Annotated in this window: 19 protein-coding genes; 8 read left to right on the top strand and 11 right to left on the bottom strand. The window is 39.4% G+C overall.

Going from position 1 to position 21,303, the window contains the following annotated elements:
- Positions 1-57 precede the first annotated feature (57 nt).
- The gene (locus PSE60_RS10325; RefSeq protein ID WP_272665352.1) at positions 58-1,263 is read left to right on the top strand and encodes a serine hydrolase; all 1,206 of its coding nucleotides are present in this window, start codon (positions 58-60) and stop codon (positions 1,261-1,263) included.
- Positions 1,264-1,344: 81 nt separating this feature from the next.
- Here the strand turns inward: PSE60_RS10325 and PSE60_RS10320 are convergent, their stop codons facing one another.
- The 3 genes from PSE60_RS10320 to ybjG form a co-directional block, all read right to left on the bottom strand.
- Positions 1,345-2,712 (bottom strand): L-serine ammonia-lyase, encoded by a 1,368-nt coding sequence (locus PSE60_RS10320; RefSeq protein ID WP_272665351.1) that lies wholly within the window; start codon positions 2,710-2,712, stop codon positions 1,345-1,347.
- A gap of 75 nt (positions 2,713-2,787) precedes the next feature.
- On the bottom strand, positions 2,788-4,104 hold the full coding sequence (locus PSE60_RS10315) for a serine/threonine transporter (protein WP_115167670.1): 1,317 nt from the start codon (positions 4,102-4,104) through the stop codon (positions 2,788-2,790).
- An 851-nt stretch (positions 4,105-4,955) separates the two neighbouring features.
- Entirely contained in the window at positions 4,956-5,564 is a 609-nt protein-coding gene (gene ybjG / locus PSE60_RS10310) for an undecaprenyl-diphosphate phosphatase (RefSeq protein WP_210840385.1), read from the bottom strand.
- Positions 5,565-5,763: 199 nt separating this feature from the next.
- On the opposite strand from ybjG, the gene PSE60_RS10305 reads away from it, so the two are divergent.
- Positions 5,764-6,192, top strand: a complete 429-nt coding sequence (locus PSE60_RS10305) for a secondary thiamine-phosphate synthase enzyme YjbQ (RefSeq protein WP_272665432.1) — start codon at positions 5,764-5,766, stop codon at positions 6,190-6,192.
- A 247-nt stretch (positions 6,193-6,439) separates the two neighbouring features.
- Here PSE60_RS10305 and PSE60_RS10300 read toward each other — a convergent pair whose 3' ends face one another.
- A complete protein-coding gene (locus PSE60_RS10300) occupies positions 6,440-6,703 on the bottom strand; it encodes a GrxA family glutaredoxin (RefSeq protein ID WP_004256424.1) in 264 nt (87 codons plus the stop codon).
- 160 nt (positions 6,704-6,863) lie between these two features.
- Here PSE60_RS10300 and PSE60_RS10295 point away from each other — a divergent pair, with 160 nt between their 5' ends.
- From PSE60_RS10295 to rlmC, 3 genes are all read left to right on the top strand, one after another.
- Positions 6,864-7,190, top strand: a complete 327-nt coding sequence (locus tag PSE60_RS10295; RefSeq protein ID WP_272665350.1) for a YbjC family protein — start codon at positions 6,864-6,866, stop codon at positions 7,188-7,190.
- Between the two features lie 140 nt (positions 7,191-7,330).
- Positions 7,331-7,846 carry a YbjN domain-containing protein gene (locus PSE60_RS10290; protein WP_210840384.1) on the top strand — a complete coding sequence of 172 codons (516 nt, stop codon included), beginning with the start codon at positions 7,331-7,333 and terminating at the stop codon, positions 7,844-7,846.
- 9 nt (positions 7,847-7,855) lie between these two features.
- Positions 7,856-8,989: a 23S rRNA (uracil(747)-C(5))-methyltransferase RlmC gene (gene rlmC, locus PSE60_RS10285; protein ID WP_272665349.1), complete on the top strand. Its 1,134-nt coding sequence runs from the start codon at positions 7,856-7,858 to the stop codon at positions 8,987-8,989.
- 66 nt (positions 8,990-9,055) lie between these two features.
- Here rlmC and PSE60_RS10280 read toward each other — a convergent pair whose 3' ends face one another.
- The 7 genes from PSE60_RS10280 to PSE60_RS10250 all read right to left on the bottom strand — a co-directional run bounded on the left by PSE60_RS10280 (position 9,056) and on the right by PSE60_RS10250 (position 15,817).
- Positions 9,056-10,231: a hypothetical protein gene (locus tag PSE60_RS10280; RefSeq protein ID WP_272665348.1), complete on the bottom strand. Its 1,176-nt coding sequence runs from the start codon at positions 10,229-10,231 to the stop codon at positions 9,056-9,058.
- A 146-nt stretch (positions 10,232-10,377) separates the two neighbouring features.
- Entirely contained in the window at positions 10,378-11,046 is a 669-nt protein-coding gene (gene artM, locus PSE60_RS10275; RefSeq protein WP_210840299.1) for an arginine ABC transporter permease ArtM, read from the bottom strand.
- A complete protein-coding gene (gene artQ, locus PSE60_RS10270; RefSeq protein WP_210840300.1) occupies positions 11,043-11,783 on the bottom strand; it encodes an arginine ABC transporter permease ArtQ in 741 nt (246 codons plus the stop codon). Before artQ ends, artM begins: the two co-directional genes overlap by 4 nt.
- A 12-nt stretch (positions 11,784-11,795) precedes the next feature.
- Positions 11,796-12,539, bottom strand: coding sequence for an arginine ABC transporter substrate-binding protein (artJ, locus tag PSE60_RS10265; protein ID WP_004256405.1), 744 nt, complete (start codon positions 12,537-12,539; stop codon positions 11,796-11,798).
- An 18-nt stretch (positions 12,540-12,557) separates the two neighbouring features.
- Positions 12,558-13,286, bottom strand: coding sequence for an arginine ABC transporter ATP-binding protein ArtP (gene artP, locus PSE60_RS10260; RefSeq protein WP_210840301.1), 729 nt, complete (start codon positions 13,284-13,286; stop codon positions 12,558-12,560).
- Positions 13,287-13,384: 98 nt separating this feature from the next.
- Positions 13,385-14,866, bottom strand: coding sequence for a DUF2867 domain-containing protein (locus PSE60_RS10255; protein ID WP_004909389.1), 1,482 nt, complete (start codon positions 14,864-14,866; stop codon positions 13,385-13,387).
- A 51-nt stretch (positions 14,867-14,917) separates the two neighbouring features.
- Positions 14,918-15,817 (bottom strand): lysine exporter LysO family protein, encoded by a 900-nt coding sequence (locus PSE60_RS10250; RefSeq protein ID WP_115167661.1) that lies wholly within the window; start codon positions 15,815-15,817, stop codon positions 14,918-14,920.
- A 402-nt stretch (positions 15,818-16,219) separates the two neighbouring features.
- Between PSE60_RS10250 and PSE60_RS10245 the strand changes: the two genes are divergently transcribed.
- The 3 genes from PSE60_RS10245 (at position 16,220) to macB (ending at position 21,147) form a co-directional block, all read left to right on the top strand.
- Complete coding sequence (locus tag PSE60_RS10245) at positions 16,220-17,884, top strand: ATP-dependent nuclease (protein ID WP_109911018.1); 1,665 nt, start codon at positions 16,220-16,222, stop codon at positions 17,882-17,884.
- A 210-nt stretch (positions 17,885-18,094) separates the two neighbouring features.
- A complete protein-coding gene (gene macA / locus PSE60_RS10240; RefSeq protein ID WP_272665347.1) occupies positions 18,095-19,201 on the top strand; it encodes a macrolide transporter subunit MacA in 1,107 nt (368 codons plus the stop codon).
- 2 nt (positions 19,202-19,203) lie between these two features.
- Positions 19,204-21,147: a macrolide ABC transporter ATP-binding protein/permease MacB gene (macB, locus tag PSE60_RS10235; RefSeq protein WP_210836804.1), complete on the top strand. Its 1,944-nt coding sequence runs from the start codon at positions 19,204-19,206 to the stop codon at positions 21,145-21,147.
- The last annotated feature ends 156 nt before the right edge of the window (positions 21,148-21,303 follow it).

Raw genomic sequence — 21,303 nt, 5'->3', positions numbered from 1 at the left:
TGATGCTGAGTCAATGACCGTATTTTAAATGTGTAGAATTAAGTGAAGGAATAACCGATGAGTAAGAAAATGTTGTCTTTAAAAACCCGCCGAGCAGGTATCGGGTTGAGTCTTTTGGTTGCCGTAAGTAGCAGTGTTTATGCGGCGCAGACACCGGTTGCTCCTCAAGTCGATGCAAAAGCATTTGTTCTGATGGATTATAATAGCGGTAAAATTTTAGCTTCTGGGAATCCAGATGAACGCTTAGACCCCGCAAGTTTAACCAAAATTATGACCAGCTATGTGATTGGTCAGGCAGTAAATGCAGGGAAAATTACCCCTCAAGACATGGTCACGGTAGGGGAAGATGCGTGGGCGACGGGTAATCCTGTTTTGAAAGGCTCTTCTTTGATGTTTTTGAAGCCAAAAGACCGCGTTTCTGTATTGGATTTAAATAAAGGGATTGTGATCCAGTCAGGGAACGATGCCAGTATCGCCCTTGCTGATTATGTTGCAGGTAGCCAAGATTCATTTGTGAGCTTAATGAATCAATACGTGCAAAAGATTGGTTTGAAAAATACTCACTTTAAAACGGTTCATGGTCTCGATTCTGAAGGGCAATACAGTACGGCACGGGATATGGCATTGTTAACCCAAGCGATGATCCGTGATGTTCCCGATGAATACGCATTGCACAAGGAAAAGGAATTTACCTTTAATAAAATTCGTCAACCTAATCGAAATCGTCTGTTATGGAACCAAAATTTAAAGGTGGATGGTGTAAAAACTGGGCACACGAGTGGTGCAGGTCATAATCTAGTCGCCTCTGCAACAGAAGGTGATATGCGTTTAATTTCAGTTGTGTTGGGGGCACCAAGTGACCGAGTGCGTTTTTCTGAAAGCGAAAAATTACTAACATGGGGTTTCCGTTTCTTTGAAACTGTCACGCCAATTAAAGCTGATGCCACATTGAAAAAGCAGCGTGTCTGGTTTGGTGATACTTCAGAAGTTGATTTAGGTGTTGCCGATGATGTTTCTATTACTATTCCTAAAGGGCAATTGCAAAACTTAAAAGTGGATATTCAACTCACCAACGATTCACTTGAAGCGCCTCTTGCTAAGAACCAAACAGTGGGAACGATTAACTTTATTCTTAATGATGAAGTCGTCGAACAGCACCCTTTAGTCGCAAAAAATGCGGTTGAAGAAGCGGGGTTCTTTGGGCGTATTTGGGATTATATCATGAAAACCATTAGTGGCTGGTGGAGTGCCATTTTCGGTTAATAATGGTTGAGTTGAAAATGATGTGAACAAAAAAATGCCTGCATTAGCAGGCATTTTTTTAGAGACGATAGATAACCAATACTATTCGCAGTGAGCCAATTTAATCGCTAAGCCGCCTTGAGAAGTTTCTCGATACTTCGCGTTAATATCTTTACCAGTTTCATACATGGTTTCAATGACTTTATCGAGGCAAACACGTGGGTCACTGACGCGGCGAAGTGCCATGCGTGCCGCATTCACGGCTTTAACGGAAGCAATGGCGTTACGTTCAATACAAGGGACTTGAACTTGCCCTCCGACAGGGTCACAGGTGAGACCTAAGTTATGCTCCATGGCAATTTCTGCTGCGATACACACTTGCTCAGGGCTACCGCCCATTAATTCGGCGAGCCCCGCAGCGGCCATCGAACAAGCAACACCCACTTCTCCTTGGCAACCTACTTCGGCGCCGGAAATTGATGCATTCATTTTATATAACGCACCAATCACACCAGAAACTAAAAAGTAACGGGTATAGGAATTTTCATTCACAGGGCGAATAAACTTATCATAATAAGCTAATACCGCAGGAATGATGCCACATGCGCCATTAGTTGGTGCCGTGACAACACGACCACCCGCTGCATTTTCTTCGTTAACGGCAAGCGCATACATATTGATCCAATCTATGACTGCCATTGGGTCCATATTGGTGTTATCGGTTGTCACGAGTTGACGGCGTAATGCGGCTGCTCGGCGCGGTACACGTAATGGTCCAGGTAGTAAACCTTCGGTTGTCACTCCCCGTTCAATACCGGATTTCATGACCTCCCATACGGACGAGAGGTATTGCTGAATTTCTTCTTTACTACGTAATGCTAATTCATTCTGCATCACGAGTGCCGAAAGTGATAACCCTGTGTCTTTACAATGCTTTTGCAGGTCGGCCGCATATTTAAATGGGTAAGGGACTTGCACTGCATTTTCATCAGACTGGCCAAAGTGCTCTTCATCGACGATAAAACCGCCACCGATAGAATAGTAATTTTTGCTGTAAATAACATCATCACCACTGAATGCCGTAATACTCATTCCATTTTCATGGAGGGGGAGGTTGGTAGTATGAAAATTCATGCCACCTTCAGTAGGGAAATCAACTTCATGTTGCCCGTGTGCAAGGGAGAGCCTTTCAGTTTGCTCTACATTACGCATAAAAGCAGGAATAGCGTCAATATCAATGGTGTCTGGTAAGTTACCCGCAAGGCCCATAATAATCGCCATATCCGTTGCATGGCCTTTACCCGTTAAAGAGAGTGAGCCATAGACATCTACTGAAATTCGTGTCGTACGAGTGAGTAATTCTTGCTGGATAAGGTCGTCAACAAACTGTTTGCCTGCTTTCATTGGGCCGACAGTATGGGAGCTTGAAGGGCCGATACCAATTTTGAAGATATCAAATACACTAATCATATTCAGTGCTTCCTTTTGTAGAAAGTCATTGAAATTAGGTAGCTTCCATTACTGGTTGCTACCTAGTGGCTTCAATTAGAAGAATAACTTATATGTTGCCGCAGAGATAGCGACCAGACCCATAATTACGATAAATACATTACTGATTTTACCTGAGTATTTACGCATCGCAGGTACTTTGCTAATTGCATACATTGGCATTAAGAATAGTAAGATAGCGATAACTGGGCCACCTAGGCTTTCAATGATATCCAATACACCCGGGTTTAATGTTGCTACTATCCAAGTGGTGACTAACATGAAAATTGCAGTACCGCGGTTTAATTTGCGAACATCAATGGTTTTACCTTTTGCACGATAAGCACGTTCAACTAAGCCATTGAAACCTTCACGAGCCCCTAAATAGTGGCCGAGGAAAGATTTAATAATTGCGATAAAGGCAATAATTGCAGCAGCATACTTGATGAATGGCTGATCAAAATAGCCAGACAAATAGTCAAGGATACTAATATTTTGTGCTTTAGCTTGTGCGAGATCTGCTGAAGATAAGGTAAATACACAGCTGATCACGAAGAACATAACGGTCAGCACCATCAAAATGTGCGCGGATGCAAGGATCCGTGAACATTTTTGTTCAGCGGCATCACCGTATTCTTCACGTTTTGCCACAGAGAAAGCAGAAATAATTGGCGAGTGGTTAAATGCGAATACCATCACAGGGATTGTCAGCCAAATGGTGACCCAAATACTTTGCCCACCCGTATTTTTTGTTGCTTCAGTGATACCTTCCCAAGTTAAGGTATTCAGTACATCACCAGACCAGTGTGGGATCATATACAGTGAGAATGCAACCAGTACGGCGATAAATGGAAACACTAACATACTCATGACTTTGACGATGTATTTTTCACCGAATGCTACAATCGCCATGACTCCGCCGACAAGGATCAAGGCAAGTAACCAGCGTGGTGGTGCGCCAACGCCTAATAATTCGGTTAAGAATTTATTGACGTTATTGGTGATGGAAACACCATAAACAAGAAGAATAGGGTAAATAGCAAAGAAGTAGAGTAGGGTGATCCAGTTACCTGCTGTGCGACCAAAGTGTTCCTCGACGACTTCAGTAATATCACCGTCAGGTTTTGAACCAGAGAGAACGAAGCGTGTTAACCCACGGTGAGCAAAAAATGTCATTGGGAAGGCTAATACCAGCATCAGTAAAACAGGTAATAAACCACTCATACCTGCGTTGATTGGCAAAAACAACACTCCAGCACCGATAGCTGTACCATATAAACCCAGCATCCATACTGTGTCAGTTTTGCGCCAAGCATTACTCGTTACTGTTTGCGAGGCTGTTTTGTCGATGGAACCAACTTTTGTTGCATCCATAATAGTCTCCGAAAATATAAGTCAAAAAAATCATTTAGCGTAACGGCAATTGCGTTACGAACTTTTAATCTTTTGGTACGAACAATTACTCAATAACAATTGTTTTCTTTTGCGTAACAATCTGATTGGAAATAAAACTAAAATTTACGGTAAATTGATTTTCAATCAGTTTTGTATTTTTATCATTTAATTTTAACAGTGGATTTTGAGTGTGTGAATTTATATTTTACCAGAATAAAATGCCGTGATCATTATCTCAAAAGAGAAATATCCCCCAAGATTGCGAGAAATAATCATATTTTATAAAATTGTTAAATAAATTTGTGTTAAGTTTATTTTTGTTAGCGATTAAATACTGAGTAAATAAGTTTTTCTTTGCTTAAATGTGAGTAGAATAAAATTCTATTAGAAAAATATTATTATATTAATGATCGGAATGTAGCTGGTTAAAATATCATCCATATCAATGTGAATATTGAACTGTACTGTAATAGTAGTACGATTTTCTAAGCTGTGTATTTTTGTATTTACATGAAAAATAACAAAATATTTTTCATTTATTGATTGGTTTATTGCGTGATTAATTAGTTTGAAAATTGGAGGGAATAGAACTATATATTAATTATTTTATGTTTTTCTTAGACCTATATTTGTCACTTTTTTTGCAACGAAAAAAATAATTGAAAAAGGTAACAAAATATTTGTTAATTAATTGTTTTGATAATTTTATTGATAACTTCAAAAAAGTTTTAATGATGAAAATGAAAATAAACAGAAACTTTGATTTAGCTCAATTTTTATAAGGCGAAAAATACTGGCATTAATTAATGCCAGTATTTGAGTCTATATTGTTATGGTTGAAACCAACCTTTACGAATAAGTGGGGAAAAAATAAAGCTATATAGTTGAGTGATAGGTAATTGAATTTTATTCGCACCAAGAGACCAGAGAATTTGAGTTAAGCCGCATGCCACCATCGCAAGTATGAAAGCACCAGCCATATCTAAAGGCCAATGAACACCGAGGTAAATACGTGACCAAGCAATCACAACAGCTGGGATCATCATCACAAGCCCGACCCAAGTTCTTAGCCAGAAAAGGAATGCGAAGGCGAATGTAAAGACAATTGTGCCATGATTACTCGGGAAGGATGGCGTAGCTTCATGATCAGAGAAATTGGTACCAACCCCCATGACAAATGGGCGGTCATGTGGAGCAAAATAACCAATTAACCATGAGATAGTTAAACCAATGACGATAGCAATAGCGGCTTTACAGGCAAAGGCACGTTGGCGAGTCATATTTGGCTGGGCGCCCCAAAACCAACAAGCAACAGTAAATAGTGGAAATAACAAAATTAAACGTTTCGCAATCACGTTCGCTACAGCAATGGTTCCACTTGCGGTTTCTGGAGTGGCATTGATCAAATTGAATAGATCAAGGTTAAGTTGTTCCAGCACAGTTCAGTACCTCGGACAGATAGTTAGTGAGACAGAATAGAGTCAAAAAGGGAGATTAAAGTTTCTTAATGAGCAGGTAAAGTCCCTTTGTCTTATTATTGAAAGCTTTGTGCGACAAATTTACTTGCGGTTTAACTATTACTCAATAATTATTTAGTGCAGTAACAGACTTTGATAAGTAAAAGGAAGAAAAAAAGTGATGTGGTGGCAAAAAGAGATACAACTTAGCGCAAAAGCAAGAGGGTTTCATTTAGTGACAGAAGAAATTCTCAAGCAGCTTCCCAAACTTAGTTTAATCAATGTTGGTTTAGCCAATATTTTTATTCAACATACATCGGCATCTTTAACGATAAATGAAAATGCGGATTACACTGTCAGAGAAGATTTCGAAAGTTTTTTTAATCAGGCCGTTCCTGAAAATGAGCCTTATTATAAACATGATTATGAAGGAAGTGATGATATGCCAGCTCACCTAAAAAGCAGTTTATTAGGTGCCAGTTTGACTATTCCGATTACTAAAGGGCGTTTAAACTTGGGGACGTGGCAGGGGATTTATTTATGTGAGCACCGAAATTATGGTGGAAAACGTAGGTTAATCATTACATTGCAAGGTGAACCCAGTCGTTAGAAACAAAAAACCCGATAGCAGGAAAACAAAAAGTTGGCTATCGGGCTCCTCAATATGGGGACATCAAAGAAAAGCAGTGGCATTAATTAAGACTCCGTCTAAAAAAGAAAGTTCTCACCTAGATGAAAAAAAGTGCAATATTTTTATTAAATTTGGCTTAAATAGCACAAAAAGAACAAGCAAAGTGTCAGCACCGATAAATAAGTGAACAACTTTGCTTGTTGAGATGAAAAACGGAAGTGGCTAACTATTTGTAAAGATTTAAATTTTCTTTTGCATAAGCTTCGAAATCTGTGCACCCACCAATGTGTTGCTCATCAATGAAAATTTGTGGAACGGTTTCAACAGGTTTGCCGACAGTTTTAGATAAATCTTCTTTAGAAATACCTTCTGCTTGAATATCAACATAGCGGTAGTCAAAATCTTCACGTTCATTTTTCAGTTTTTCAGCGAGTTCTTTTGCACGAACGCAGTATGGGCAGCCAGGACGACCAAAAATAACAGTATACATAGTATCTCCTTTTTATCTTGAACTCAGATTCTAATTACAATGCTCAATACTATGCCTACATAAATTATGAAATAAAAGTCGAATTTTCCTGTTATACCTATAGGTATGGCATATAATCCTCAGTTTGAGGAAGTGACACAATAATGAGAGGAGAGGAAGAATGAGTAATAAACCTCAGTCTAAAGGGACGATGCGTTCATTGGCGGATATGCCAAAGCCCATTATCGTGTTAGAAGGTGTCGGGATCATTCTGCTTATCATTGTGTTGTTGGCATTAAATGACTATATCACCCTGCCGGAGCCTTTAATGCAGCCGGGGGCTATCGTCAGCATTATTATGGTCGGTATTGGCTGTTTGGTACCTGCAATGATCAATATTGTCTGGCGAGCAATTCATGGCCTGAGTTTTTTGGGGATAGATAATAAACAACCAGAAAAGAAAGCCTCTAAAAAATCAGACTCTACAGATAATAAACTCGATGAATAAGCAGATTAAACGCGGTTTTACTGGTGTTTCGGCCTACAATATGTGAGAATTATTCGTTTTTTTCGTTAGGGGGAAAATGTGCCAAAACCCTAACAAATCAATATTGCACGACTATTTTGAGTTGAAGAAGGTTACTGCCCATGGATTCTATTTGTTACCCTGACATCACTAAGTTACGTGAATGGCTAGACCAACTCAAAACCTCTTATTTCGAGTGTGATTCCTGCTCTGCATTACATTTACCTCATATGCAAAATATTGACGGTATTTTTGATGCGAAGCTCGATATTTTAAATAATGTTTTGGTGTTGTCTGCATTAGCTGAGCTCAAACCGACAGCGATTGTGACGTTAGTGGCGAATATCAGCCAAATTAATGCCAGCTCATTAACGGCAAAAGTTTTCCTTGAAATAAATAATGAAAACTTGCCTAAATTGATTGTTAGCCAATCATTTTCATTAGCAGCAGGAATGACATATCGTCAATTCGGTCATTTTTTACAGCAAGCAGAAGAACAAATTTCAGCTATTGTATTTGAAATTTTTAGCAATAACTTGCTGTATGCGAATCAAGATGATTTCAGTGAAGACGATGACAATGTTGATGAAGACTCTGAGCATTCTCTTGACGACAAACCTTCGATAATCATCCACTAAGTCTTTGTTATGCATTGTGAAAAGTATGCCACAGGGCAATGCCATTCATGCCAATGGCTAACACTAACTCCTGAACAGCAAATTATTGAAAAGCAGAGCCAACTACAGGCTCTTTTACCTGCTATTGATACCTCCCTATTTCAGCCTCCAGCTACAGGGCCGCAAGCGGCTTTTCGCAATAAAGCTAAAATGGTCGTTAGTGGTAGTGTTGAGAAGCCCATTTTAGGTATTGTTGGGCGAGATGGGCAAGGTGTAGATTTAACGGACTGCCCGTTGTATCCAGATGCCTTTTCTGATGTGTTTAGTGCCATTATTCCTTTTATTGCAAGGGCAGGGCTGACGCCTTATAACATTGAACGCAAACGTGGTGAGTTAAAATACCTATTATTGACTCAAAGTCATCATACTGGGAAATTTATGCTGCGGTTTGTGTTGCGCTCAGAGAAAAAAATTGAGCAATTAAAAAAGGCACTGCCATGGCTACAAGAACAGTTGCCACAGCTTGAGGTGATCACCGCCAATATTCAACCCGTGCATATGGCAATACTTGAAGGTGAGGATGAAATTTTCTTAACGGAGCAGCGCACACTTCGTGAAGAGTTTAATCAAGTCCCTTTATTTATTCGTCCACAAGGTTTTTTCCAAACGAATCCTATAGTGGCTGCAAAATTATACCAAACCGCTAGAGAATGGGTTAAAGCGTTAGATATCGATAGCTTGTGGGATCTGTTTTGTGGCGTGGGCGGTTTTGGGTTGCACTGTGCTGAAAAAGACGCTCGCTTAACAGGGATAGAAATCAGTGCACCAGCGATTGCCAGCGCACAGCAATCAGCGGATGAACTTGGATTAAAGCATGTTGAGTTTAAAGCCCTTGATTCAACGCGTTTTGCCACGGCGAATCAGGATATCCCTCAGCTTATTTTAGTTAATCCGCCACGTCGAGGGATCGGTAAGGAATTATGCGATTACCTTACGCATATGCAGCCTGAATATATTTTGTATTCTAGCTGTAATGCACAAACCATGGCGCAAGATTTACAACTGTTGGCTGGCTATCAAGTCTGTAAAGTCCAGTTATTTGACTTATTTCCTCATACTGCACACTTTGAAGTGCTGACATTGCTAAAGCGAATCGAACAGTAAAGCCTATTTGAACAGCTTATTGTTCGACATTTTTATGCTCTATTTTCAAAATTTATTCTAGTTATTTTATAAAATATTATAACTAGAATTATTAAGTGATTCCATTGAGATTATTTCAACTGGAAAATCCAGTGTTTTGATTAGAGTTTTATCTGAACTATGATTGGAAAGTAACTCTTCAATATCATCAAAAAAAGATTCTTGAGTTTTATATTTTTTTATCCCTTTATTAGAATCAAAGAATTTATAGATATAATCGGAGCTTGTTGAGTTACGTTTAATCGAAATAGCCATGCAATGATTATCATAAATAATTAATGAATGAAAATCCCTTTCATTGTTTATTATGCTTTTTATTCTGTCCTTAAGTTCTTGAATGGATGAACGGTTATTATTGAAAATTAAATTTTCATCGTCATTGATTTTTCGTTCTTTACAGTTTACTAAACCAAAGTTTAATTTTTTAGACGTATTTTTATACATTTCATTTTTGGCTAAAAATTTAAATGAGCTTTTTAAAAAATCTATTACTTCAGCTTCACTTAATTCTATGTCATTTTTTATTTTATGAAGGATATCTATATTTAAATCTGATTTAGGATAGAATTCAATATTTTCTGTTTTTAACAGATTGTAGTATAAATTCACCAGTTTTAAAACTTCATGACTCTCTTTTGAAAATGATATTTTATCATTAATTACATCTTTTCTTTCATTAAGAAAAAATAGTATGTTATATAAGCTGTTGTTTTTTTTATTATCAATTATTAATGGTTTAGTTTCTTCATTGGTATTTAGGTAGCTTATCTTTTTATCTAGAGAGAGTTTTTGGGACACTGTTTCTCCAATAATTGAATCTAAGTTGTATGAGATGTAATTGAAATTATATGCGCGTGAGCAATTTATTTGAATGTTTAAAATATTAGCTAAATGAGTGTTCAATGTCGATATATTATAATTGTATTTCTTTGTTTTTGTACTAAGTAACTTAAATTTGTTTGATGCTTTATCTTGGTTGCATTTTTTTAATTGTGAAGTTATGGTTTTTATTAATTTATCACCTTGATTCTTGTTTTCATTACAAAGATAAGCAGAGGACAATCCATAACAAAGGCCATTAGTTATATGTGATGTATTCTTTACAAGAGATAGTTTGTTACTTATTATGTTTTTTTTGTCTTTTTTAAAATAGGTAATTAATTTATTTTGATTAAAAGGAATGTCAAATTTAATATTAGGCATAGTCATCTCAATTATTTATTTTGTTTATGCAATGACCTGAATTATGGTATTTGTAATTTTAATGTTCTTTCAAAAAACAATGAATCTTATTAAAAAAAGCTTGGCATAACACCAAGCTTTTTTTACTTGTCGGCGAGAAAGAAGGACTAACCTCTGTGCTCAAATTCCAACGCTTTGCGTTCAATTAAGCGCATTAGAATGGTCAAAATTGCATTGACCACTAAATAAATAATTCCTGCTGCAACAAACGCCATCACATTCCAGCTTTGACCAAAGATCAGTTGGCTGTAACCCATAACATCTAGCATTGTAATCGTACTGGCAAGTGAAGTACTTTTGAAAATCAGGACGACTTCATTGGAATAGGACGATAACGAACGTTTAAAGGCATAAGGCAAAATAATACGCATGGTTTGCATTTTGCTCATCCCGAGGGCTTGGCACGATTGCCATTGGCCTGACGGAATAGCTTTAACTGCACCGTGGAATAACAAAGTAGAATATGCTGCACTATTTAGTGCCAATGCTATCATGGCGCATACCCAAGGGGTTGAGATAAACTCCCATAGCATTGGGTAATTCTGCAGCGATTTAAACTGGCTTGGACCATTATAAATTAAGAAGAACTGCACCAATAAAGGCGTACCAGTGAAAAGCGTGATATAGACTTTAACGGCTTGAGAAACCACGGGGGTTTTAAGTGAAAGAATTAAAGTAAATAATATCGCTAAGATAAAAGCTACAATAAGAGCACTAAATGTCAGTGATAAGCTGGTTGGTAGCCCAGGAAGAATATCTAAAATTAAATCCATCATTTTGATTCACCTCGCTCAAAGCGAGTCGTACGCAATTCAATACGTTTTAAAATAACCTGGCTGACTAACGTAATGGCAAGGTAAATCAAACCCACAATGGCGTACCATGTGAATGGTTCGTGAGTCCTATTGACGATTGTTTTTGTTTGCAACATCAAATCATTAACGCTGATGAGTGAAACTAACGCAGTATCTTTTAATAATACAAGCCATTGGTTACCTAAGCCTGGAAGCGCATGGCGCCACATTTGCGGCATAATGAACCGAAAGAAAATAGTACGTTTGTTTAAGCCTAATGCAAAACCGGCTTCCCATTGACCATAAGGTACTGCTTTTAAAGCCCCTCTTAATGTTTGTGATGCATAAGATGCGTATAACAAGGCGAGGGCAATAACACCACAAACAAATGGGGTGTAATCAAATTCACCACTATCAGCAAAGAATATGCTGGGGTCAATCTGGATAGTGCCTTGCCAAAAACCGAGGTTTATATCGAACCCATCACCAAACAAATTGATCAGTTGTAATGTACCAAAATAGACAAACAACACGACCAGTAATTCAGGTAGACCGCGAATCAAAGTAACCCAACAAGTCCCTAAAAAGGCAATAGGTTTAAAACGGACGGATTCCCACGCGGTAAATAGCATGGCGAGGATCAGCCCCAAAACCAGTGCAGAAACAGCAAGGCCGACGGTAATACCGGCGGCACTTGTTAAAAATAGAAAGTTGCTCATTAATTATATCAATTACTGTTGAAACCATTTTTTGTGGATAGCATCATAAGTGCCGTCTGCTTTAACTTCAGCTAAGGCTTTATTCATTTTATCCAACAGCTCTTTATTTCCTTTACGCACCGCAATACCAAGCCCAATACCAAAATATTGTGGATCAGTCACTTTTTCACCTACAGCGGCTAAGTTTTCGTTACCTTTAGCTTTTAACCATTCGTCAGCAACTGCGGTATCACCGAAGACGGCATCGATACGGCCATTTTGCAGGTCTAAAATAGCAGATTGGTAGTTATCATAAGGAACGGTTGTCATACCTTTATGTTGTTCCATGATATATTTTTGGTGAGTGGTTCCGTTTTGAACACCAATTTTTTTATCTTTTAATTGGTCTACTGAGCTGATTTTTTCTTTCACAGCAATAAACTCTGCTGAGTTAGGGTAGTAAGTTTCAGTGAAATCCACTTGCTGTTGGCGCTCAGGGGTAATATCGATACCTGCCATTAATGCTTCAAAGCGGCGGAATTTTAAGCTAGGGATTAAGCTGTCGAAAGATTGGTGAGTAAATGTACAAGTTGCATTCATTTTTTCACACATGGCATTGGCTAAATCAACGTCAAAGCCAACGATTTGGTTATTCTTATCGAACATTTCAAAAGGTGCGTAAGTCGCTTCTGTTGCAAAACGGATGGTTTCTTTTTCCGCAGCAGTTGCAGATAGGGTTACAGCGCCCAGTAGTGCAGCTAATATAATTTTTTTCATTGCTTAATCCTATATCTATTAATGTGACAGATAATTTGCAAATGCTTCTGTTTGAGGTGCAGTGAAATGGCTTGCATCCCCTTGTTCTACTATATGGCCATTTTCCATATACACTACACGGCTAGCGGTTTTACGAGCAATTTCCACTTCGTGAGTAACGATGACTTGCGTAATTCCAGTTGCAGATAGTTCTCGAATAATATCAACAACTTGTGCGGTGATTTCTGGGTCAAGTGCAGCAGTTGGTTCATCAAATAATAAAACTTTTGGTTCCATCATCAATGCTCTAGCAATCGCAACACGCTGTTGCTGCCCACCCGATAAATGTAAGGGGTAGCGATCAGCAAATTGAGACAACCGTAAGCGCTCTAATAGCTTAGAGGCTTTTGCTTGCGCTTCTTGCTTGGACAATTTTAACACGCGGCACGGTGCTTCAATTAAGTTGTCCATAACGCTCAAATGAGGCCATAGGTTATATTGTTGAAATACCATTCCCACATTTTGACGCAGCTCACGAATCGCTTTCGCATCTGGAGCTGAAGAAAAGTCAAATTGCTGACCCACAATATTTAAGTGGCCTGAACGTGGCATTTCTAATAAATTGAGGACACGTAACAATGAGCTTTTACCTGCTCCGCTTGGCCCGAGTAATACCATAGTCTCACCAGAAGAACACTCTAGATTGATATCAAAGAGTGCCTGATGGGAACCATAGAAACAGTTGATGTTTTTTAATTGAATGCTCATGTGTACCAATAATATCTTATTTCACTACCCGCGATATTAATCCTATGAGCATATTTATGCAATAATTTCTGCATAAAAATTTGGTTTTTACGCTAAATTTATTCTGATTTAACGGTCAGTTGCTCTGCTTGCTGTTGTTTAGCGAGTTGTTTATCCCGCTCATAAGCTAGCTCACTGATGCGTTTTGCCATGCCTTTAAAAATAAATAAATGTGCAGGCATCATGGCAAACCAATAGAGTAGACCGCAAAAGCCAGCAGGGTGCCACCATGCCCGAACATCGATTGAACGGCGGTTTCCGCTATCATGAATAGTAAAAGTTAGGCGGCCAAGTCCTGGAGCTTTCATACCAAATAACAAGCTAAGTTGTTTATTAGGCTCAAGATTAATCACGCGCCAGCCGTCAATCTCATCACCGAGTTGGAGCTGTTCACGATCGGGGCGGCCATATTTCACTTTATTCAACATCATATCATCCATGATGGCGCGGGTTTTCCACAGACCATTGGCATAGAAATAGCCGTTTTTTCCGCCAATCTGTTGCACTGTATACCAGAGCGATTCTGAACTGGCCGTTGTTCCAAGGGTTGCTCCCGCTTGTTTTGGGTAATAGCCATAACCAGGACGCCAACGCTTTCTGACTTCTGGGTCATAACCCCAATCTGCGTTATCAACGGCATCGGCTTCTTCAGCTAAAGTGGTTCTAACCGCGTCATCAAAAGAAATTAAGGTTTGTGGGATCAGTTCTCGTAACGCTTTATCATCTGCCGGGAGATCGTGCTGCAAGCCTTGGATTAGCTCCTTAGCAATTGATGGTGGCACAGAGGTGATCAAACTGATGAAATGCACAGAGATCATACTGATGGGGATCGGAATAGGGATAAGTAAACGCCGTTTACCACTGACTTTAATAAAGCGTTTAAATAGTTCTTGGTAGCTAATAAACTCAGGACCACCCGCATCGAAAATTCGGTTCTCGGTTGTTGGTATTTTTGCTAGTTGCGTTAAATAATACAAAATATTCGACAGGGCGATAGGTGACGACTTAGAGCGAACCCAACGCGGTGGCGTTAAAATCGCTAAGTTGTAGACCATATCGCGCATGATTTCGAATGCAGCAGAACCAGAGCCAACGATAATGGATGAACGAATTTCAGTAACAGGGACTTGGCTCTCACGTAAAATATCACCGGTTAAACGCCGTGCTATTAGGTGTGGTGAATAGGTATGCCCGTGTTGTAATGCGCTGAGATAGATAACATGTTTAACGCTTGAGCCTTCAAGGGCTTGTTGCACATTGCGAGCGGCTGCGCGCTCACGTTCGACTAAATTGGCTTGGTCAGCCATGCTATGAACGAGGAAATAAACAATGTCGATGCCTTCCATGACACCTTTTAATGTTTCGGGGTCGTGAAGATCTACATAAATGCATTGGGTGTCTTGCCAGCCTTGAGATAGCATCCAATCAACACGGCGTGCACCTGCTGTTACGTCATATCCTTGCTCAATGAGTTTAGGGATCAAATTCTGACCAATATAGCCACTAGCGCCCAACACTAAAACACGTTGTTTATCTGTCATGTTAATTTCCTGTTTCACGCAAATTAACGGCTATTGTGACTGAAATTTTACCTATGTAAAGAAGGCCATAAGAATTGGCGTAATTAGACTAAGTACGAAGCCGTGAACAATGGCGGCAGGGACAATTGAAACTCCACCGCTGCGTTGTAAAACAGGTAATGTAAAATCCATTGATGTTGAACCGCAAATGCCAAGAGCCGTTGAGCGGTAACGGTTGATAATAATAGGAATGAGCATGATGGCAGCAAGTTCCCTTGCTAAGTCATTGAAAAAAGCCGCACTTCCCATGACTGGGCCATATGCATCGGTAAGTACGATGCCTGTTAATGAGTACCAGCCAAAGCCAGAAGCGAGCGCTAGCCCCATTTTCACTGGAAGATCGAGTAAAAATGCAGCTAACGCGCCACCGGCTAACGCACTGATTGCCATGACAAACGCGATGGTGGTACCACGGCGATTGATTAAAATTTGCTTGATGCTCATGCCACTATTGCGTAGCTGAATACCGACAAGTAATAGCAATAGCATTAACGCCACTTGGCTGCCTTTGTCGGCATAGTGTAGAAAGTCAAAATGCGTCAAGCCAACGGCAAATCCGAGTAGTAGCACACCGCATAGCTGTAAGGATTCGAGAACCATTTTGATTCGTGAAGGTGGCTTTTCTTGTTTATGTTGCGGAATTCTCCATGGATCAAATTTATCGAGCAATAACAGTGAGATTACATTCAATGAAAATATGCAACCAAAAAAGGTAACTGCATAAATTAAAATAGAAAATAAGTGAACGCTTAAGTTTTCAAGTAGTGCGAGGGTAATTCCCATTAAAAATAAAATAACATATACCATTGAATTCAGAGATTGATGAACTCGATGGAGAATACGTTTATTTTTAATAGGAATAAGATAACCGAGTGTTAACGGTAGAAGAATAATTAAGAGTCCTGAATACATGGCCGTTTCCTTAGAGGTTATCCCATCGACTAGGTTAATGTAAACAAAGGGTTATGCTTATCTTTTTTATTTAGGTTATCGAAGCATAAACCTGATTTAGCGCCCTGTGCTAAAAGAATTTATTGTTATAAAATTTTTTTATTGGTTAAAGAAAGAAAAATAGGTCAAAAACACTAAAAATGAAAGTTTTACTATTTTATAACACTGTAATTAGATGCTCAACACAGTTCGCTGTTTTGTTATAAGTATTTTTATTTTGCTTACATATTTATAGTAATAAAGGCGCTTAATCGGTAAGCTCTAAATAGTGTCTTTTAGTCTGTTTAATTGACGGAATCACCCGGTATGTAATGAAAACTAATAATATTGAGGGTGAATTAAAAATCTTCCAAGGAGAGTAATATGTACCTGGAACGTGTGGAAATATACGGATTTAGAGGGATTAACCGGCTTTCTTTAGAACTGAATAATAGTACGGTTTTAGTCGGTGAGAATTCCTGGGGAAAATCGAGTTTACTGGACGCACTTGACCTTCTTCTTTCCCCTGAGCATACAGATTACCAATTCAGCCTTCATGACTTCCATCACCCAGCAGGGAACGATGAATCACGTTACCGCTCATTACAGATTGTTCTAAAATTTTGTGAACGCCGAAAAGGACGTCATCAATCATATCGTTTTCATAATCTTAACTCTGTTTGGGTCGATAACGGAGATGGCCTTAAACATATTTTCTATCGTGTTAGCGCAGAGCTGAGAGATGATGACACGATAGTTGTAGATAAAAACTTTTTGAACTCAGGCGGTAATAAGCTTTCTTTAGATAATGTAGGTAAATACATTAAAGAAATTATTAGGTTGTATCCGGTTATTCGCCTGCGAGATGCCCGCTTTTTGCATACACTTAACACTGAAACTATCGTTACGGGCCAAAAAGATTTACGTGATTTGTTCAACGTTCGCATTAAAGAATTAACCCATGCATTGGTCAATAATCCTGAATGTTTAAGTGACGAGGACCTTGGTGATGGTATTGATGCAATGCAACAGCTGCTCAGTCATTATTTTTCAGGGCAGAGCGCGCATCTTATAAAACTGGATAACTCAATTGTCAATATAGAACCGCGCAAGCGTGGGTGGAAAGCACTTGATAATATTAGCCGTTTAATCGCTAAACCAAACCAACGCAATATTCGTTTAATTATCTTAGGAATGTTTTCTTCGTTATTACAATCAAAAGGTAATATTCAGTTAGATAAACATGCACGGCCATTGATTATCGTTGAAGATCCAGAAACACGCTTACACCCGATTATGCTCTCCATCGCATGGGGGTTATTTAGCCTATTTTCTCTACAGCGGATTACCACGACGAACTCAGGGGAGTTACTTTCATTAGCACCTCTGGAAGATTTGTGTCGTTTGGTACGCAATACCAATAAAGTTTCAGCTTATCGATTGAGTGAAAATGATTTAAGTGCTGAAGAATTACGTAAAATTTCTTTCCATATTCGCTTTAATCGTCCATCAGCGCTGTTTGCTCGCTGCTGGTTATTAGTTGAAGGGGAAACTGAAATTTGGTTGATGAATGAATTTTCGCGCCAGTGTAACTATTACTTTGAAACTGAAGGAATAAAAGTTATTGCATTTGCACAAAGTGGTTTGAAACCATTGCTGAAGTTTGCCAATAAAATGGGTATTGAATGGCATGTTTTAACCGATGGTGATGAGGCTGGGCGCAAGTATGCAGCAACAGCGACACATTATGCCAACAAAATTAATTCCTCAGATAGGGATAGGCTAACGATGCTCCCCGCACCAGATATGGAACATTTCCTATATCGTGAAGGGTTTAGAAGCCTTTATCATGAAATTGCTGATATTCCAGATAATGCGAAGGTTTCAACCAGGCGAGTCATTATTAAGGCGATTTCTCGTACATCGAAACCAGATTTAGCGCTAGCTACTGTAAATAGAGCCGCAGAACTAGGGCCAGACAGTATTCCTCTGCAATTAAAAAGTATGTTTTCTCGCGTGGCATGGTTGGCAAGGGGGAAAGCAAATTAATGGTGATATCGATAAATATTACTTGTTGTTGATTGATTATTAAGAAATGGCTCTCTCAGGTTTATCACATGTTGAATCAATTGATAACTTAAGTGATATATAATTTGATCATTAGTTTTTAGCTGGCAACTAATTGGATCCACCTTTTTACACGTTGTCAGCGATCTTAGAGGGCAAAGCCCTCTTTTTGTTCATAGGAAGCAAGTAAACATGAAGGCAAAGCCTAAGAAAAAGTGGCCGATTTATTTGGCAATCATTATTGTTGCCCTAATCACCGCTGGGTTTCTTTTTAATCGTGAGGAAGCCAAGGTTTTTCAAACCGTAGATGTCACTCGAGGCAATTTAGATAAACAAGTACTGGCAACGGGGAAACTTGATGCCGTACGTAAAGTCGATGTGGGGGCTCAGGTGAGTGGGCAGCTGCAAACTCTGTATGTCAAAGAGGGAGATTATGTTAAAAAAGGCGATTTATTAGCGGTTATTGACCCGAAAAAAGCCCAAAATGATGTTATTGAGTCTGAGGCAACAACACGTGAGCTCGAAGCCAATTTATCATTAGCTCAAGCCGAGCTGCGTCTTGCTCAGGTGACTTATCAGCGCCATCTGAGTTTGGCGAAGTTACAAGCTGTTGCTCAGCAAGATCTCGATAAAGCCAAAACAGATGTTGAGGTGAAAAAAGCGCAAGTTGCTACTTATCAAGCACAAATTAAACGTAATCAGGCCACATTAGACACAGCAAAAAATAATTTAAACTATACGCAAATTACAGCGCCAATGGATGGCATTGTGACCTTTATTAAAACACTACAGGGGCAGACAGTTATTGCTGCCCAAGAAGCACCAACAATTTTAACCCTTGCGGATTTGGACACGATGCTAGTGAAAGCCGAAGTTTCTGAAGCCGACGTAATTTATTTGGAACCCGGTCAAGATGCTTCTTTTACTGTTCTAGGCGCTCCAGATAAAAAGTTTGCTGGGCAATTAAAGGATATTTTGCCAACTCCTGAAAAAATTAATGATGCCATTTTCTATTATGCGCGTTTTGAAGTGCCTAACCCGCAACATTTGCTGAAATTACAGATGACCGCTCAGGTCACGATTGAATTAGATTCACGTAAGAATGTGCTGTTGCTACCACTATCTGCATTAGGCAATGAAATTTCACCACAAACCTATGAAGTGGATATTCTGCAAGGCAATAAAGTCGAGAAAAAACAAGTTGAAATTGGTAGCCGAAACGATGTGTATGTGGAAATTACCAAAGGCCTAAATGAAGGTGACAAAGTCGTCATTGGGCACAGTGAGGCGGAATACTAACTATGGCTGCGCTAATTGATCTTCAAGGGATCACTCGCCGCTACGGGGAAGGTGAAAACCAAGTTACGGTCTTAAAAAATGTCTCACTGCAAATTAATGCAGGTGAGATGGTAGCAATTATAGGTGCTTCTGGTTCAGGTAAATCTACACTCATGAATATTATTGGGTGCTTAGATAAACCAACAGAAGGGAATTACTGTATTGATGGCCAAAGCGTTGCAACATTAGATAACGACCAATTAGCAGAATTGCGTCGAGAACATTTCGGTTTTATTTTTCAACGTTACCATTTATTAAGCCATTTAAGTGCGGAGCAAAATGTTGAGGTACCTGCGGTATATGCAGGGGCAGGTAAAAACCAACGTCGTGAACGAGCAGCTCAACTATTACAGCGTTTAGGGCTTGGGGAGCGAATTGAATATCGTCCAAGTCAGTTGTCTGGCGGGCAACAACAGCGCGTGAGTATTGCTCGCGCTCTAATGAATGGTGGGCAAATAATTCTCGCGGATGAGCCAACAGGAGCGCTAGATAGCCATTCAGGGGAAGAGGTCATGAGTATTTTAAAAGACCTTTGTGCTCAGGGGCATACAGTGATTATTGTTACTCATGATCCCGAAATTGCTCAGCAAGCGGAACGTATCGTAGAAATTAAAGATGGCGAAATTTTGAAAGATTCGGGGAGTAAAGCCTCGATACGTACGAATTCATTACCAAAAGCTCCTGCAAGAAAACTCACATTAAATCAAATGTATGGCCGATTTAGTGAGGCATTGTTAATGGCTTGGCGAGCCATGGTTGTCAATAAAATGCGCACGCTGCTGACGATGCTTGGAATTATAATTGGTATTGCCTCCGTGGTTTCAATTATGGTGATTGGCGATGCGGCGCAAGGCATGGTACTCAATGATATTAAATCGATCGGAACCAATACCATTTCTATCTATCCCGGGAAAGACTTCGGGAGTGACGATGCGGAAAATAGGCAATCATTAAAGTCGTCGGATATTGACGCGATTGCTAAGCAACCTTATGTCCATGCTGTCTCTGGGGAATTAAATAGCTCAACTCGGCTAAGAAAAGGCAATTTAGATGCATCAGCTCAACTTTCAGGTGTTGGGCGTGATTATTTTAATGTTTATGCTTCAAGGTTTTCAGAAGGAATGGGGTTTACTCAAGATATGGCGGACAGACGAGCCCAAGTGGTGGTCATTGATGCTAACACCAAGCGCCGCTTTTTTCCTAAACAAGAGCATGTTATTGGCGAAACTTTACTCATTGGTAATATGCCAGCAACGGTCATCGGTGTACTTGAAGAAAAAAAATCAGCTTTTGGTTCGAATAAGTCATTATCCATTTGGTTACCAGACACCACGGTAAATAGTAAAGTGCTTAACCGGCCATACTACGACAGTATCACTGTGCGGGTTAAAGAGGGCTATGATGCTAAAACAGCGGAGCAGCAACTGATCCGTTTATTGACATTGCGTCATGGTAAGCAAGATATTTTTACCTATAACCTAGATACCTTTATTAAAACGGCAGAGAAAACAACCCAAACAATGCAGTTATTCCTCACACTAGTGGCCGTCATTTCATTAGTGGTTGGAGGAATTGGTGTGATGAATATTATGCTGGTTTCTGTGACAGAAAGGACGCGGGAAATTGGTATTCGCATGGCGGTAGGGGCTAGAACCAGCGATGTGATGCAGCAATTTCTCATCGAAGCCGTGCTGGTATGTTTAATGGGCGGGCTGATGGGAATTGGCCTATCGTATGGAATTAGTTTATTGGCTCAAATGGCGCTACCGGGCTGGACTTTCTCTTTTGATCCTGTGGCGTTAATCAGTGCCTTTGCTTGTTCAACAGCCATTGGTATTATTTTTGGCTTTTTACCGGCTCGAAATGCGGCTCGCTTAAACCCAATTGACGCATTAGCGAGGGAATAGTTTATAGCTTAATCATTTATAAGCTAAATAATAACTGTGTGTCTTCTGCATCACAGGGTTTGGTGCAGAAGATATAAAGAAGGCATTAAATGCTAACTTGAAAGAGATATCTGCTCAAGAATAGTCTCATTTATTGGAACTGAGTTCCTCAAATAA

The sequence above is a fragment of the Providencia sp. PROV174 genome (assembly GCF_028480685.1).
GTDB lineage: Bacteria > Pseudomonadota > Gammaproteobacteria > Enterobacterales > Enterobacteriaceae > Providencia > Providencia rettgeri.
This window is presented reverse-complemented; position numbering and strand designations above follow the sequence as displayed.

Excerpts from the sequence above, each read along its gene's own strand:
- PSE60_RS10325 (WP_272665352.1), top strand. The coding sequence starts at position 58 with ATGAGTAAGAAAATGTTGTCTTTAAAAACCCGCCGAGCAGGTATCGGG.
- PSE60_RS10320 (WP_272665351.1), bottom strand. The coding sequence starts at position 2,712 with ATGATTAGTGTATTTGATATCTTCAAAATTGGTATCGGCCCTTCAAGC.
- PSE60_RS10315 (WP_115167670.1), bottom strand. The coding sequence starts at position 4,104 with ATGGATGCAACAAAAGTTGGTTCCATCGACAAAACAGCCTCGCAAACA.
- PSE60_RS10305 (WP_272665432.1), top strand. The coding sequence starts at position 5,764 with ATGTGGTGGCAAAAAGAGATACAACTTAGCGCAAAAGCAAGAGGGTTT.
- PSE60_RS10300 (WP_004256424.1), bottom strand. The coding sequence starts at position 6,703 with ATGTATACTGTTATTTTTGGTCGTCCTGGCTGCCCATACTGCGTTCGT.
- PSE60_RS10295 (WP_272665350.1), top strand. The coding sequence starts at position 6,864 with ATGAGTAATAAACCTCAGTCTAAAGGGACGATGCGTTCATTGGCGGAT.
- PSE60_RS10290 (WP_210840384.1), top strand. The coding sequence starts at position 7,331 with ATGGATTCTATTTGTTACCCTGACATCACTAAGTTACGTGAATGGCTA.
- rlmC (WP_272665349.1), top strand. The coding sequence starts at position 7,856 with ATGCATTGTGAAAAGTATGCCACAGGGCAATGCCATTCATGCCAATGG.
- PSE60_RS10280 (WP_272665348.1), bottom strand. The coding sequence starts at position 10,231 with ATGCCTAATATTAAATTTGACATTCCTTTTAATCAAAATAAATTAATT.
- artM (WP_210840299.1), bottom strand. The coding sequence starts at position 11,046 with ATGATGGATTTAATTTTAGATATTCTTCCTGGGCTACCAACCAGCTTA.
- artQ (WP_210840300.1), bottom strand. The coding sequence starts at position 11,783 with ATGAGCAACTTTCTATTTTTAACAAGTGCCGCCGGTATTACCGTCGGC.
- artJ (WP_004256405.1), bottom strand. The coding sequence starts at position 12,539 with ATGAAAAAAATTATATTAGCTGCACTACTGGGCGCTGTAACCCTATCT.
- artP (WP_210840301.1), bottom strand. The coding sequence starts at position 13,286 with ATGAGCATTCAATTAAAAAACATCAACTGTTTCTATGGTTCCCATCAG.
- PSE60_RS10255 (WP_004909389.1), bottom strand. The coding sequence starts at position 14,866 with ATGACAGATAAACAACGTGTTTTAGTGTTGGGCGCTAGTGGCTATATT.
- PSE60_RS10250 (WP_115167661.1), bottom strand. The coding sequence starts at position 15,817 with ATGTATTCAGGACTCTTAATTATTCTTCTACCGTTAACACTCGGTTAT.
- PSE60_RS10245 (WP_109911018.1), top strand. The coding sequence starts at position 16,220 with ATGTACCTGGAACGTGTGGAAATATACGGATTTAGAGGGATTAACCGG.
- macA (WP_272665347.1), top strand. The coding sequence starts at position 18,095 with ATGAAGGCAAAGCCTAAGAAAAAGTGGCCGATTTATTTGGCAATCATT.
- macB (WP_210836804.1), top strand. The coding sequence starts at position 19,204 with ATGGCTGCGCTAATTGATCTTCAAGGGATCACTCGCCGCTACGGGGAA.